11 protein-coding genes are annotated in these 15,523 nt (G+C 54.6%); 7 read left to right on the plus strand and 4 right to left on the minus strand.

From position 1 onward, the window contains the following. Positions 1-47 precede the first annotated feature (47 nt). Positions 48-2,684 (minus strand): DNA topoisomerase (ATP-hydrolyzing) subunit A, encoded by a 2,637-nt coding sequence (gene gyrA / locus HVZ37_RS14565; RefSeq protein WP_044266198.1) that lies wholly within the window; start codon positions 2,682-2,684, stop codon positions 48-50. 146 nt (positions 2,685-2,830) lie between these two features. Here gyrA and ubiG point away from each other — a divergent pair, with 146 nt between their 5' ends. The 4 genes from ubiG to yfaE all read left to right on the plus strand — a co-directional run bounded on the left by ubiG (position 2,831) and on the right by yfaE (position 7,760). Then, positions 2,831-3,559, plus strand: coding sequence for a bifunctional 2-polyprenyl-6-hydroxyphenol methylase/3-demethylubiquinol 3-O-methyltransferase UbiG (gene ubiG / locus HVZ37_RS14570; RefSeq protein ID WP_044258562.1), 729 nt, complete (start codon positions 2,831-2,833; stop codon positions 3,557-3,559). Between the two features lie 416 nt (positions 3,560-3,975). After that, the gene (nrdA, locus tag HVZ37_RS14575; RefSeq protein ID WP_044258561.1) at positions 3,976-6,261 is read left to right on the plus strand and encodes a class 1a ribonucleoside-diphosphate reductase subunit alpha; all 2,286 of its coding nucleotides are present in this window, start codon (positions 3,976-3,978) and stop codon (positions 6,259-6,261) included. A gap of 114 nt (positions 6,262-6,375) precedes the next feature. Continuing rightward, the gene (nrdB, locus tag HVZ37_RS14580; RefSeq protein ID WP_042317865.1) at positions 6,376-7,506 is read left to right on the plus strand and encodes a class Ia ribonucleoside-diphosphate reductase subunit beta; all 1,131 of its coding nucleotides are present in this window, start codon (positions 6,376-6,378) and stop codon (positions 7,504-7,506) included. Continuing rightward, entirely contained in the window at positions 7,506-7,760 is a 255-nt protein-coding gene (yfaE, locus tag HVZ37_RS14585) for a ferredoxin-like diferric-tyrosyl radical cofactor maintenance protein YfaE (RefSeq protein WP_043000054.1), read from the plus strand. The genes nrdB and yfaE overlap by 1 nt, the downstream gene beginning before the upstream one ends. A gap of 6 nt (positions 7,761-7,766) precedes the next feature. Here yfaE and inaA read toward each other — a convergent pair whose 3' ends face one another. The 3 genes from inaA to glpT form a co-directional block, all read right to left on the minus strand. Then, positions 7,767-8,417: a lipopolysaccharide kinase InaA gene (inaA, locus tag HVZ37_RS14590; RefSeq protein ID WP_061069840.1), complete on the minus strand. Its 651-nt coding sequence runs from the start codon at positions 8,415-8,417 to the stop codon at positions 7,767-7,769. A gap of 216 nt (positions 8,418-8,633) precedes the next feature. Then, positions 8,634-9,710: a glycerophosphodiester phosphodiesterase gene (gene glpQ / locus HVZ37_RS14595; protein ID WP_043000052.1), complete on the minus strand. Its 1,077-nt coding sequence runs from the start codon at positions 9,708-9,710 to the stop codon at positions 8,634-8,636. Positions 9,711-9,714: 4 nt separating this feature from the next. After that, positions 9,715-11,073: a glycerol-3-phosphate transporter gene (glpT, locus tag HVZ37_RS14600; protein ID WP_044258558.1), complete on the minus strand. Its 1,359-nt coding sequence runs from the start codon at positions 11,071-11,073 to the stop codon at positions 9,715-9,717. Between the two features lie 273 nt (positions 11,074-11,346). On the opposite strand from glpT, the gene glpA reads away from it, so the two are divergent. Genes glpA through glpC form a run of 3 tightly spaced genes read left to right on the plus strand, consistent with a single transcriptional unit; the run spans position 11,347 to position 15,411 of the window. Then, positions 11,347-12,975 carry an anaerobic glycerol-3-phosphate dehydrogenase subunit A gene (glpA, locus tag HVZ37_RS14605; RefSeq protein ID WP_043000051.1) on the plus strand — a complete coding sequence of 543 codons (1,629 nt, stop codon included), beginning with the start codon at positions 11,347-11,349 and terminating at the stop codon, positions 12,973-12,975. Then, on the plus strand, positions 12,965-14,224 hold the full coding sequence (gene glpB / locus HVZ37_RS14610) for a glycerol-3-phosphate dehydrogenase subunit GlpB (protein ID WP_181627641.1): 1,260 nt from the start codon (positions 12,965-12,967) through the stop codon (positions 14,222-14,224). The genes glpA and glpB overlap by 11 nt, the downstream gene beginning before the upstream one ends. After that, positions 14,221-15,411, plus strand: coding sequence for an anaerobic glycerol-3-phosphate dehydrogenase subunit GlpC (glpC, locus tag HVZ37_RS14615; RefSeq protein ID WP_043000049.1), 1,191 nt, complete (start codon positions 14,221-14,223; stop codon positions 15,409-15,411). Before glpB ends, glpC begins: the two co-directional genes overlap by 4 nt. The last annotated feature ends 112 nt before the right edge of the window (positions 15,412-15,523 follow it).

Raw genomic sequence — 15,523 nt, forward strand, 5'->3', positions numbered from 1 at the left:
AAAAGGGAGGCAGCGCCTCCCTTTTGTGCAGTCGTTAAACTCGCCGATTACTCGTCAGCGTCATCGGCGACATCGTCGTCGGTTTCCGCTTCCGGGGCGATATCATCATCCCCTTCCGCCGCGCTACCGTCGATGGAGTCGAGTTCTTCGTCATCCACCGGCTCAGCCACACGCTGCAGACCCACCACGTTTTCATCTTCCGCCGTACGGATGAGGATCACGCCCTGAGTATTACGTCCTACCACGCTGATTTCCGACACGCGAGTACGCACCAGCGTACCGGCATCGGTGATCATCATGATCTGGTCGCAATCATCAACCTGCACCGCGCCAACAACAGAACCGTTGCGCTCGGTCACTTTGATAGAGATAACGCCCTGCGTCGCACGGGACTTGGTCGGATACTCTTCCGCCGCCGTACGCTTACCGTAACCATTTTGCGTCACGGTCAGGATCGCGCCTTCACCACGTGGAATAATCAGGGAGACGACTTTGTCTTCGCCCGCCAGCTTGATGCCTCGTACGCCAGTCGCAGTACGGCCCATCGCACGGACGGCGTCCTCTTTAAAGCGCACCACTTTGCCCGCCGCCGAGAACAGCATGACTTCGTCAGAACCGGAGGTCAGATCCACACCAATCAGTTCGTCGCCATCGTTCAGGTTCACCGCAATGATACCGGCAGAACGCGGGCGGCTGAATTCGGTCAGCGCGGTTTTCTTCACCGTACCGCTGGCAGTCGCCATAAAGACGTTCACACCCTCTTCGTACTCACGAACCGGCAGGATAGCGGTAATACGTTCGTCGGCTTCCAGCGGCAGCAGGTTGACGATCGGACGGCCACGCGCACCACGGCTCGCTTCTGGCAGTTGATAAACCTTCATCCAGTACAGACGACCCCGGCTGGAGAAGCAGAGGATCGTGTCATGGGTGTTGGCCACCAGCAGACGGTCAATAAAGTCTTCTTCTTTAATACGTGCAGCCGATTTGCCTTTCCCACCACGACGTTGTGCTTCGTAGTCGGTCAGCGGCTGATACTTCACGTAGCCCTGATGAGACAGGGTCACAACCACATCTTCCTGGTTGATCAGATCTTCGATATTGATATCAGCGCTATTCGCGGTGATTTCGGTACGACGCTCATCGCCAAACTGATCGCGGATCAGCTCCAGCTCTTCGCGAATCACTTCCATCAGGCGATCGGCGCTGCCCAGAATGTGCAGCAGTTCCGCGATCTGTTCCAGCAGCTCTTTGTATTCATCGAGCAGTTTTTCATGCTCAAGGCCGGTCAGTTTCTGCAGACGCAGATCCAGAATCGCCTGGGCCTGCTGTTCTGTCAGGTAGTACTGACCGTCACGCACGCCGAATTCTGGCTCCAGCCATTCCGGACGCGCAGCGTCGTCACCAGCACGTTCCAGCATCGCAGCCACGTTGCCCAGATCCCACGGACGTGCGATCAATGCGGCTTTCGCTTCCGACGGGGTCGGCGCACGACGAATCAGTTCAATGATCGGGTCGATGTTCGCCAGCGCAATCGCCAGTGCTTCAAGGATATGCGCACGATCGCGGGCTTTACGCAGTTCGAAAATGGTACGGCGGGTCACCACTTCACGGCGGTGGCGCACAAACGCTGAAATGATGTCTTTCAGGTTCATGATCTTCGGCTGACCATGGTGCAGTGCCACCATGTTGATACCGAAAGAGACCTGCAGTTGAGTCTGGGAGTAGAGGTTGTTCAGTACCACTTCCCCGACCGCGTCGCGCTTAACTTCAATCACGATGCGCATACCGTCTTTGTCAGACTCGTCACGCAGCGCGCTGATGCCTTCAACGCGTTTGTCTTTTACCAGTTCCGCGATTTTCTCGATCAGGCGCGCTTTGTTCACCTGATACGGAATTTCATGCACGATAATGGTTTCACGACCGGTTTTCGCGTCTACTTCCACTTCCGCGCGGGCACGGATGTACACTTTACCGCGACCGGTACGATAGGCTTCTTCAATACCGCGACGACCGTTGATGATCGCCGCCGTCGGGAAGTCCGGACCCGGGATGTATTCCATCAGCCCTTCAATGCTGATGTCTTCATTGTCGATATACGCCAGGCAGCCGTTAACCACTTCCGTCAGGTTGTGTGGCGGGATGTTGGTCGCCATCCCTACTGCGATACCGGACGAACCGTTTACCAACAGGTTCGGGATTTTGGTCGGCATAACGTCAGGGATTTTTTCCGTGCCGTCATAGTTGTCGACAAAATCAACCGTCTCTTTTTCCAGATCGGCCATTAACTCATGGGCAATCTTCGCCAGACGGATTTCCGTATAACGCATCGCCGCCGCGGAATCGCCATCGATGGAACCGAAGTTCCCCTGGCCATCCACCAGCATATATCGCAGCGAGAACGGCTGAGCCATACGGACAATGGTGTCGTATACCGCAGAGTCGCCATGCGGGTGGTATTTACCGATTACGTCACCAACGACACGGGCTGATTTCTTATAGGCTTTGTTCCAGTCATTGCCCAATACGTTCATGGCGTAAAGTACGCGACGGTGTACCGGCTTCAGGCCATCTCGGACATCCGGCAGCGCACGGCCAACAATGACCGACATCGCATAATCCAGATAAGAGTTCTTCAGCTCTTCCTCAATGTTGACCGGTGTAATTTCTCTCGCAAGGTCGCTCATCTAACCGCTATCCCTCTACTGTATCCCGGATTCAAAGGTCGCAAATTATAACACAACCGCAGAGATTGAGGTAAACCAATAAGCTTTATTCACCCGCGTGGACTGATATACTCCTGTCACTAGCCCTATAAGGAGTAAAAGCCCCGATGAATGCCGTAAAACCACCGGTAAACCACAACGTTGACCATGAAGAAATTGCCAAGTTTGAAGCAGTCGCGTCGCGCTGGTGGGATCTGGAAGGCGAATTTAAGCCGTTGCATCGCATTAACCCGCTGCGGCTGGGTTATATTGCTGAACGCTCAGGCGGCCTGTTTGGTAAAAAGGTGCTCGACGTCGGCTGCGGCGGCGGCATTCTGGCAGAGAGCATGGCGCGTGAAGGCGCCACAGTGACCGGTCTGGACATGGGGTTTGAGCCCTTGCAGGTAGCAAAACTGCATGCGCTGGAAAGTGGTATTCAGGTGGATTACGTGCAGGAAACCGTGGAAGAACACGCGGCAAAACATGCCCATCAGTATGACGTGGTAACCTGTATGGAGATGCTGGAACATGTGCCCGATCCGCAATCGGTGGTCCGCGCCTGCGCGCAGCTGGTGAAACCCGGCGGCGAGGTGTTCTTCTCAACGCTCAACCGTAATGGCAAATCCTGGCTGATGGCGGTTGTCGGTGCGGAATATATTTTACGCATGGTGCCGAAAGGGACCCATGATGTGAAGAAATTTATTAAACCTGCGGAGCTGCTAGGTTGGGTGGATCAGACGGTCTTGCAGGAGCGCCATATGACCGGGTTGCACTACAACCCCATCACCAACACCTTCAAGCTTGGCCCTGGCGTTGATGTGAACTATATGGTGCATACCACCGCAAAAGCGGAATAAGCCCCCTGCCTGATGGCGCTTCGCTTATCAGGCCTACAAAGATGTGCCTGTAGGCCGGATACAACATTACTGTCGCCATCCGGCTTACAAAAATTGCGCCAGATCATGAGAACTTTCTACACCTTCGTTGAAGAAATCAGCACTCGATCAAATTATCTATTTTTTTTATGAATTATTGACATCCCCGCCAGGCCTTATGCGACGTGCACTTAGCCTTTCTTACCCTTTTGCAACCTCAATTTAACCTCAAAATCAACTCTTGTGCTGAAAAGAATCCCTACTAGAATACTCACCATATAGCGTTTACTTTAACACTCAACCCCTACATATAGTATTTATCCACAGAGTTAGTCACAAGGTGGCATTGTGGATAATGCAGGGGATATTTTTTCTTTCACGGACAGGTAAAAAACCACATGAATCAGAGTCTGCTGGTGACAAAGCGTGATGGTAGTACAGAGCGCATCAATCTCGACAAAATCCATCGGGTTCTGGATTGGGCGGCAGAAGGACTGAATAACGTATCGATCTCTCAGGTCGAACTGCGCTCCCACATCCAGTTTTATGACGGTATCAAGACCTCCGATATCCATGAAACGATCATTAAAGCGGCGGCGGACCTGATCTCCCGCGATGCGCCGGATTATCAGTATCTGGCTGCGCGTCTGGCGATTTTCCATCTGCGTAAAAAAGCCTACGGCGAATTTGAACCGCCGAAACTGTTTGACCATGTGGTGAAAATGGTTGAAATGGGCAAATACGACAATCATCTGCTGGAAGACTACACGGAAGAAGAGTTCAAGCAGATGGACTCGTTCATCGTACACGACCGTGATATGACCTTCTCCTACGCCGCCGTTAAGCAGCTGGAAGGGAAATATCTGGTACAAAACCGTGTCACCGGTGAGATCTACGAAAGCGCCCAGTTCCTCTATATTCTGGTAGCAGCCTGCCTGTTCTCGAATTACCCGCGCGAAACCCGTCTGGAATACGTCAAACGTTTTTATGACGCGGTGTCGACGTTCAAAATTTCTCTGCCGACGCCGATCATGTCCGGCGTTCGTACCCCGACGCGTCAGTTCAGCTCTTGCGTGCTGATCGAGTGCGGCGACAGCCTGGACTCGATCAACGCCACCTCCAGCGCGATTGTGAAATACGTTTCCCAGCGTGCTGGTATCGGTATCAACGCCGGTCGTATCCGTGCGCTGGGCAGCCCGATTCGCGGCGGCGAAGCGTTCCACACCGGCTGTATCCCGTTCTACAAGCACTTCCAGACCGCCGTGAAATCCTGCTCTCAGGGCGGTGTACGCGGTGGTGCGGCCACGCTGTTCTACCCGATGTGGCATCTGGAAGTGGAAAGCCTGCTGGTATTGAAAAACAACCGTGGCGTGGAAGGCAACCGCGTGCGTCACATGGACTACGGCGTACAAATCAACAAACTGATGTACACCCGTCTGCTGAAAGGGGAAGACATTACCCTGTTCAGCCCGTCCGACGTCCCTGGCCTGTATGATGCGTTCTTCGCCGATCAGGACGAGTTCGAGCGTTTGTACACGAAATATGAGAAAGACGATAGCATCCGCAAACAGCGTGTCAAAGCCGTTGAACTGTTCTCGCTGATGATGCAGGAACGCGCCTCTACGGGGCGTATCTATATTCAGAACGTTGACCACTGCAACACCCACAGCCCGTTCGATCCGCAGGTCGCGCCGGTGCGCCAGTCCAACCTGTGTCTGGAAATCGCGCTGCCAACCAAACCGCTGATGGATGTGAACGACGAAAACGGTGAAATCGCCCTGTGTACGCTCTCCGCGTTCAACCTGGGAGCAATCAACAGCCTCGAGGAACTGGAAGAGCTGGCGGTACTGGCCGTTCGTGCCCTTGATGCGCTGTTAGATTATCAGGACTACCCGATCCCGGCTGCCAAACGTGGTGCGATGGGGCGTCGTACGCTGGGTATTGGCGTGATTAACTACGCTTACTATCTGGCGAAGCACGGCGTACGTTACTCCGACGGCAGCGCCAACAACCTGACGCACAAAACGTTTGAAGCCATTCAGTACTATCTGCTGAAGGCCTCTAACGAACTGGCGATTGAACAAGGCGCCTGCCCATGGTTTAACGAAACCACCTACGCACAGGGCATTCTGCCGATCGATACTTACAAGAAAGATCTGGATGCCATCACCAGTGAACCGCTGCATCATGACTGGGAAGCGCTTCGTGAGTCCATCAAGACCCACGGTCTGCGTAACTCAACGCTCTCTGCCCTGATGCCGTCCGAGACCTCTTCGCAGATCTCGAACGCCACTAACGGTATTGAGCCGCCGCGCGGTTACGTCAGCATTAAAGCGTCGAAAGACGGCATCCTGCGTCAGGTCGTGCCGGACTACGAGCACCTGGGCAACGCCTATGAGCTGCTGTGGGAAATGCCGGGGAATGACGGTTATCTGCAACTGGTCGGGATTATGCAGAAGTTTATCGATCAGTCGATTTCAGCCAACACCAATTACGATCCGTCGCGCTTCCCGTCCGGAAAAGTGCCGATGCAGCAGTTGCTCAAAGACCTGCTCACCGCCTATAAGTTCGGGGTCAAAACGCTGTATTATCAGAACACCCGCGACGGCGCGGAAGATGCCCAGGACGATCTGGTGCCATCCATTCAGGACGATGGCTGCGAAAGCGGCGCATGTAAGATTTAATCTGTTGCCGGATGGCGGCGAAAAGCCTCATCCGGCCTACAAAATCAATCGGATGTTGTAGGCCGGATAAGCGAAGCGCCATCCGGCATTACACAGCTGACAGGACTCACTTCAATGGCATACACCACATTTTCACAGACGAAAAACGATCAACTGCTGGAGCCGATGTTTTTTGGTCAGCCGGTTAACGTGGCCCGCTACGATCAGCAAAAATATGACATCTTCGAAAAGCTGATCGAAAAACAACTCTCCTTCTTCTGGCGTCCTGAAGAGGTTGACGTTTCACGCGACCGCATCGACTACCAGGCGCTGCCAGAGCATGAAAAACACATTTTTATCAGCAATCTGAAGTACCAGACGCTGCTGGATTCTATTCAGGGGCGTAGCCCGAACGTGGCACTGCTGCCGCTGATCTCCATTCCGGAACTGGAAACCTGGGTCGAAACCTGGGCCTTCTCCGAGACCATTCACTCGCGCTCTTACACCCATATCATTCGTAATATCGTTAACGATCCGGCTATTGTGTTTGATGACATCGTCACCAACGAGCAGATCCAGAAACGTGCGGAAGGCATTTCCAGCTATTACGATGAGCTGATTGAGATGACCAGCTACTGGCACCTGCTGGGCGAAGGGACGCACACCGTGAACGGCAAAACCGTCACCGTGAACCTGCGTGCGCTGAAGAAAAAACTGTATCTGTGCCTGATGAGCGTCAACGCGCTGGAAGCAATCCGCTTCTACGTCAGCTTCGCCTGCTCATTCGCTTTCGCCGAGCGTGAACTGATGGAAGGCAACGCTAAAATCATTCGCCTGATTGCCCGTGACGAAGCGCTGCACTTGACTGGCACTCAGCACATGCTGAACCTGTTGCGCAGCGGCGTTGACGATCCGGAAATGGCGGAAATTGCCGAAGAGTGTAAGCAGGAGTGCTATGACCTGTTTGTGCAGGCCGCCCTGCAGGAAAAAGAGTGGGCAGACTATCTGTTCCGCGACGGTTCAATGATCGGCCTGAACAAAGACATTCTGTGCCAGTACGTCGAATACATCACCAACATTCGTATGCAGGCGGTCGGTCTGGATCTGCCGTTCCAGACCCGTTCCAACCCGATCCCGTGGATCAACACCTGGCTGGTGTCCGATAACGTTCAGGTGGCCCCGCAGGAAGTGGAAGTGAGTTCTTATCTGGTCGGGCAGATCGACTCTGAAGTCGATACCGACGATCTGAGTAACTTCCAGCTCTGATGGGACGCGTCACACTGCGCATCACTGGCACACAGTTGCTGTGCCAGGATGAACACCCTTCCCTGCTCGCCGCGCTTGAATCGCACAACGTTGAAGTGGAATATCAGTGCCGCGAAGGCTATTGCGGCTCTTGCCGCTGCCGTCTGGTTGCAGGTCAAGTGGACTGGATCGCCGAGCCGTTAGCATTCATTCAGCCCGGCGAAATTTTGCCCTGCTGTTGCAGGGCAAAAGGCGACATCGAAATTGAGATGTAGCGCGCGTTACAGCGCGTAGTAATACGCTTTCACCTGTTCCCAGTCCGCTTTCGGGATGGGACTCAGGTACTTCTCAAGCTGAGAGAAGTCATGGTGCGCCGCTTTATGGCGGCGCAAACGACGACGGCTTTTTTCCAGATCTAAAAACCCGGCTTCTACCGTCCCTTCCGTTTTCACATAGATATGTCTTACGTAGCAGCAGCCGTGCTGACGATTGACGCTGTGCATCTTTTTAAAGGCCAGCGCGACCGCTTTTAGCATTGCATCACGCACCTCATCAGGATACGGCGTCACTGTATGCTGTTTATACCACTCTTCGATGCTCACAAAGCCTTTCATATCTTCGGTGATCAGCAGCGCACGCCATTCACCGTTAACTTTTGTCGCGTTGCCATAGACAATTTTCGGCACGATAACGCCCGCGCGGGCCAGTTCGTTGATCACCTCGATTTCGCGCACAATCGTCGGACGTCCGAAAGGATAGCGTACCGAGTGAAACAGGTGTTGTGTCATCCGCTTCACATACAATTTCTTCCCGTCACGTTCGATGCATTGCACACCGCTCATCCCTTTGCGTCGATAATTCGGTTCTTCGACCCAATCGCCTTCCGTTGCCCACCAGCTCTCAAACTCATCCTGCACTGCTGCCTGCGCCATTGTGACCATCCGTTACAGTAACGACATAAATTATTTATCGAACAAATATAAATCTTCTTCTTAAGGAAATCTTAAGAAATTCATGATCGGCTACGGACTTCTTGATCTGACGTGTGCTTTTTTGCATTAAACCGGCAGGAAAAGAGATAAAAAAAACTGCACCTTACTCAGCGGTTGCCCGCCTTTGGGGTGCAGTGGAGAGGGATAACGCGGTTGTTACTCTTTACGTAAGAACATCACCGCTTTGTCGGGGAAGTCGGTGAACAGCCCGTCCACGCCCGCTTTGTTGTAGAGGATGTCGTACAGCTGATTCACATCCGTCGTGTACTCCGGCAACTGATCGGCGCGCACCGTATAAGGATGAACCGCCATCTTATTCTGGTGGGCCTCTTTCACCATATCTGTCAGGACGATATTGCCTTTCGTCGACTTCTCGTCAATCAGCATGTGGTAATCCGGACCGATGCCGTCCGCATATTCCGCCACCTGCTTCATCGCCCCGGGTTTAAACATCCAGTCGTAGTTGTAATTGACCCAACTGCCGTCCGGCTGCTTCTCCTGGGTTTCATTCCAGTCGGTATAGGCAATCAACTGCACCAGGTTCAGATCCATCCCCATTTTAGGTTCCAGCTCATTTTTGATGCGCTTGAGTTCTGCTACATCAAAACTTTGCAGATAGACTTTGTCCTGCTTGTCGCTGTAACCGTACTGTTTCAGCACTTCCAGGGTCTTCGTCGCAATGTCCTTCCCTTCCTGATGATGGAACCACGGCGCTTTGATCTCCGGATAGATACCGATGTTCTTGCCGGTAGAATGGTTCAGTCCCTGAACAAACTCGATCTCTTCAGCAAAGGTATGCACGCGGAAATCCGATTTACCCATCGGGAAACGGCCAGGATAGGTTTGCACCTTCTTGCCATTTTCCAGATCAAACCCTTCGGTAAATTTCAGAGATTTGATTTCGTCCAGCGTAAAGTCGATGGCGTAATAACGACCGTCTTTGCGCGCACGATCCGGAAAACGCTCGGCGACATCCGTCACGCGATCAAGATAGTGGTCATGCAGGACGACCAGTTGGTCGTCTTTCGTCATCACCAGATCCTGTTCCAGATAATCCGCCCCCTGCGCGTAGGCCATCGCTTTCGCGGGCAGCGTATGCTCCGGTAGGTAGCCGCTCGCGCCACGGTGGGCAATCACAACTTTATCCGTGTTGCTGGCGGCCAGGGCATGACTTCCCATTACCGCGCCCGCCATCATCAGCGTCAGGCTCAGGTTTTTCAGTGTTTTTTTCATTCACTTAGCCCCCGTTGCGTTTCAGTTGCATCTCAGCATGGTGGCGTTTTTCGCCGATCATCACCACAATCAACAGAATCACCGCCAGAATGCTGCCGCCGATCATCACCATGAAACCGCCGTCCCAGCCGAAGAAGTCCACGGTGTAGCCGACGATGGCGCTAGCCGCCACGGAACCGCCGAGGTAACCAAACAGACCGGTAAAGCCCGCTGCCGTCCCTGCGGCTTTTTTCGGTGCCAGTTCCAGCGCATGCAGACCAATCAGCATCACCGGACCGTAAATCAGGAAGCCGATCACAATCATACAAACCATATCGACGGTCGGGTTACCTGCCGGGTTCATCCAGTAAACGATGGTAGCGATCGTCACCAGGGTCATAAAGAACACACCGGTCGCGCCACGGTTACCACGGAACACTTTGTCCGACATCCAGCCGCACAGCAGCGTGCCAGGGATCCCTGCATATTCATAGAAGAAGTAGGCCCAGGAGGATTTATCCAGCGCAAAGTGCTTCACTTCTTTCAGATAGGTTGGAGACCAGTCGAGAATGCCGTAACGCAGCAGATAAACAAACACGTTCGCAATCGCGATGTACCACAACAGTTTATTCGGCAGAACGTACTGCATGAAGATCTGCTTCGCGGTCAGCTCTTCTTCCGCTTTCTCGTTGTAGTCGTCCGGATAGTCGTTTTTGTACTCTTCGATAGGCGGCAAGCCACAGGATTGCGGCGTATCACGCATCAGCGCGAAAGCGAAAATAGCCACCAGAATGGCGCCGAACGCTGGCATATACAGGGCAGCTTTCCAGTCGTTAAACCAGGCCATCCCGAGCAGGAACAGCAGCGGAGGGATCCCGCCACCGACGTTATGCGCACAGTTCCAGACGGAGACAATCCCGCCACGTTCCTTCTGCGACCACCAGTGCACCATGGTGCGTCCGCACGGCGGCCAGCCCATTCCCTGGAACCATCCGCAGAGGAACAACAGCACGAACATAATGGCAATGCTCGATGTCGCCCACGGTACAAAGCCCATGAACAGCATCACTGCCGCGGCCAGAATCAGACCGGCTGGCAGGAAAACGCGCGGATTCGAGCGATCCGAAACCGACCCCATGATGAATTTCGAAAATCCGTAGGCAATAGAGATCCCCGACAAGGCAAAACCTAAATCACCGCGTGAAAACCCCTGCTCGACCAGGTAAGGCATTGCAAGGGCAAAGTTCTTGCGCACCAGATAGTACGCGGCATAGCCAAAGAATATCCCCAGGAATATTTGCCAGCGAAGCCGGCGGTATGTCGGATCGATCTCCGCTGCAGGCAAGCGAGCTTTATGCGCCGCTGGTTTAAAAATACTCAACATAATGTAGCCTCCGTGGCCCGTCTTTTATAAGTAGTAAACACCGCAGGTGGTACACGCAACCCCCGCTGCTTCCAGTGTTGGTCGCGATGTTATGCAAAGATACATGCCGTGAATGTGAATTACAGCACATATTGTTACAGATTTATGATGAATGTTCAGAAAGGCGCACGAAATCACGTTTCATTTTCGAATTATGAGCGAATATGCGCGAAATCAAACAAACCATGCTTTTTATGTGGCTAAATGATAAAAAACGAACTGTGAGGGAAAACAATGAAAACTCGCGACTCGCAAACCAGTGACGTGATTATCATTGGGGGTGGTGCCACTGGCGCAGGGATTGCCCGCGACTGCGCGCTGCGTGGACTCCGTGTTATTTTAGTCGAGCGTCATGATATTGCGACCGGAGCGACAGGTCGTAACCACGGGCTGCTGCACAGCGGCGCACGTTATGCGGTGACTGACGCCGAATCTGCCCGCGAATGCATCAGCGAAAACCAAATTCTGAAACGTATCGCCCGCCACTGCGTTGAGCCGACAGACGGTCTGTTTATTACCCTGCCCGAAGATGAGCTTTCCTTTCAGGCCACCTTTATCCGTGCCTGTGAAGAAGCGGGCATTCGGGCAGAAGCGATCGATCCGCAACAGGCGCGGATTATCGAACCGTCGGTGAATCCACAGCTGATCGGCGCGGTCAAAGTGCCGGACGGAACGGTCGATCCGTTCCGCCTGACTGCAGCCAACATGCTTGATGCGAAAGAGCACGGTGCCATTATCCTGACCGCCCACGAAGTGACGGGGTTGATCCGTGAAGGCGCGACCGTTAGCGGTGTCCATGTGCGCAACCATCTCAATGGCGAAACGCAAACGCTGCATGCGCCGGTGGTGGTGAACGCCGCCGGGATCTGGGGACAGCGGATCGCGGAATATGCCGATTTGAGTATCCGCATGTTCCCGGCGAAAGGGTCGCTGCTCATTATGGACCACCGCATCAACCAACACGTCATTAACCGCTGCCGCAAGCCTTCCGACGCCGATATTCTGGTACCCGGCGATACCATTTCGCTGATTGGCACCACCTCAACCCACATTGATTACAATGATATCGACAGCAACCGCGTCACGGCCGATGAGGTCGATATTCTGCTGCGCGAAGGTGAAAAGCTGGCGCCGATCATGGCAAAAACGCGCATTCTGCGCGCCTACTCCGGGGTGCGTCCACTGGTGGCAAGCGATGACGATCCCAGCGGTCGTAACGTCAGTCGCGGCATTGTGCTGTTCGACCACGCGAAACGCGACGGTCTGGACGGGTTTATCACGATTACCGGCGGCAAACTGATGACTTATCGTCTTATGGCGGAATGGGCCACCGACGCGGTCTGCCGGAAACTGGGTAACACGCGTCCTTGCATCACTGCAGACACGCCGCTACCGGGCTCGCAGGAACCCACGGAAAGCACGCTGAAGCGCGTGATCTCTCTGCCAGCCCCACTGCGAGGCTCCGCGGTGTATCGCCACGGCGACCGTACGCCAGCATGGCTGAGTCATGGTCGTCAGCACCGCAGTCTGGTCTGTGAATGTGAAGCCGTCACCGCGGGTGAAGTGCAGTACGCCGTCGAAAATTTAAACGTCAACAGCCTGCTTGATCTCCGTCGTCGCACCCGCGTGGGGATGGGCACCTGTCAGGGCGAGCTCTGCGCCTGCCGTGCCGCCGGGTTGCTGCAACGCTTTAACATCACCACCGCTGCGCAGTCCATTACCCAGTTGTCAGACTTCCTCAACGAACGCTGGAAAGGCGTACAACCGATCGCCTGGGGTGATGCCCTGCGCGAAAGCGAATTTACCCGCTGGGTATACCAGGGATTATGTGGTCTGGAAAAGGAGCCTCGCGATGAGATTTGATACGGTCATAATGGGCGGCGGTCTTGCCGGACTGCTGTGCGGACTGCAGTTGCAAAAGAGCGGATTACGCTGTGCGGTGGTCACTCGCGGTCAGAGCGCGCTGCACTTCTCTTCCGGCTCGCTGGATCTGCTCAGCGCGCTACCGGACGGGCAACCAGTGAATGACATCACTGCCGGTCTGGACGCCCTGCGCGAACAGGCCCCAACACATCCCTACGCCACGCTGGGTACGCAACGTGTTCTGACACTCGCTGAACAGACACAGGCACTGCTGGAAGCCTCCGGCGCGCATTTGCAAGGCGAGGTTCGGCAGTCACATCAGCGGGTCACCCCGCTCGGCACACTGCGTTCGACCTGGCTCAGTTCACCGGAAGTCCCTGTCTGGCCGCTGGCGGCAAAACGCCTCTGTGTGGTGGGCATTAGCGGCTTACTCGATTTTCAGGCGCACCTGGCGGCAGCCTCTTTACGTCAACACGATCTGACGGTTGAAACCGCCGAAATCGACCTGCCGGAACTGGACGTGTTGCGTGACAACGCCACCGAATTTCGGGCGGTGAATATTGCGCGTTTTCTGGATAACGAAGATAAATGGCCCTTGTTGTATGACGCGCTGTTGCCGATCGCAAAAACCTGCGAAATGATCATCATGCCCGCCTGCTTTGGTCTGGCGGATGACAGCCTGTGGCGCTGGCTCAACGAGCGTCTGCCATGCTCGCTGATGATACTACCTACGCTACCGCCATCGGTGCTGGGGATCCGTCTGCATAACCAGTTGCAGCGTCAGTTCGTCCGTCAGGGCGGCATCTGGATGCCAGGCGATGAGGTGAAGAAAGTCACCTGCAAAAATGGCGTGGTGAGCGAAATCTGGACGCGCAACCACGCGGACATTCCGCTACGCCCGCGTTTCGCGGTGCTTGCCAGCGGGAGTTTCTTTAGCAGCGGCCTGCTTGCCGAACGTGAAGGGATCCGCGAACCGATTCTGGGACTGGATGTTCAGCAAACGGCGACCCGCGCCGAATGGTATCAACGCGATTTCTTTGACGCGCAACCCTGGCAACAGTTTGGCGTCAGCACTGATGAGGCGCTGCGCCCGTCGTTGGCCGGACAAACCGTAGACAACCTCTATGCGATTGGCTCGGTTCTCGGCGGATTCGACCCCATTGCCCAGGGATGCGGAGGCGGCGTCTGCGCAGTCACCGCGTTACATGCCGCCCATCACATTGCAGCACGTGCAGGAGGTGAGCAATGAGCGATACGAGTTTTGAAAGTTGCATCAAATGCACGGTGTGTACTACCGCCTGTCCGGTCAGCCGTGTGAATCCAGGTTACCCGGGCCCCAAACAGGCCGGTCCCGACGGTGAGCGCCTGCGTCTGAAAGATGGCGCGCTGTACGACGACGCGCTGAAATATTGCATTAACTGCAAACGCTGCGAAGTGGCCTGCCCGTCTGACGTCAAAATCGGCGATATCATTCAGCGTGCGCGGGCAAAATATGACACCTCCACCCCGTCGCTGCGTAACTTTATCTTAAGCCACACCGACCTGATGGGCAGTGTTTCCACCCCGTTCGCGCCGGTGGTCAACACGGCAACATCACTGAAACCGGTGCGCCAGTTGCTCGATTACGCGCTGAAAATCGACCATCGCCGGACGTTGCCAAAATACTCTTTCGGCACCTTCCGCCGCTGGTATCGCAGCGTGGCGGCCCAGCAGGCGCAGTACAACGATCAGGTTGCCTTCTTCCACGGTTGTTTTGTGAATTACAACCATCCGCAGCTCGGCAAAGATTTGATCAAAGTGCTGAATGCGATGGGCACCGGCGTTCAGTTATTGAGTAAAGAGAAGTGCTGCGGCGTGCCGCTGATTGCCAACGGGTTCACCGACAAGGCGCGTAAACAGGCGGTGACTAACGTCGAATCACTGCGTGAAGCGATTGGCGTGAAGGGGATTCCGGTCATTGCCACCTCCTCGACCTGTACCTTTGCACTGCGTGACGAGTATCCGGAAGTGCTGGACGTCGACAACAGCGGTCTGCGGGAACATATCGAACTGGCAACCCGCTGGCTGTGGCGAAAACTGGACGAAGGAAAAACCCTGCCGCTGAAGCCGTTACCGTTAAAAGTGGTGTACCACACGCCGTGCCATATGGAAAAAATGGGCTGGACGCTGTACACCCTTGAACTGTTACGCCGCATTCCGGGGCTGGAACTCACGGTGCTGGATTCTCAGTGCTGCGGAATAGCTGGTACCTACGGCTTTAAAAAAGAGAACTATCCTACCTCGCAAGCCATCGGCGCACCGCTGTTTAAACAGATTGAAGACAGCGGCGCGGATATTGTGGTGACCGACTGCGAGACCTGCAAATGGCAAATCGAGATGTCCACCAGCAAACGCTGCGAACATCCGATCACCCTGTTGGCGAAAGCATTAGGCTAAATGACTCGCCCGGCGGCACGGTGCCCCGGGCGTTTTTGCGTTTAGCCTTCCACAAAATTGAATACGTTACCGTCGTACGTATTTATCTCCCGTCCCTCTTCGCAAAGACTGA

It is taken from the genome of Citrobacter sp. RHB35-C17 (assembly GCF_013816795.1).
Taxonomy (GTDB): Bacteria; Pseudomonadota; Gammaproteobacteria; order Enterobacterales; family Enterobacteriaceae; genus Citrobacter_A; species Citrobacter_A amalonaticus.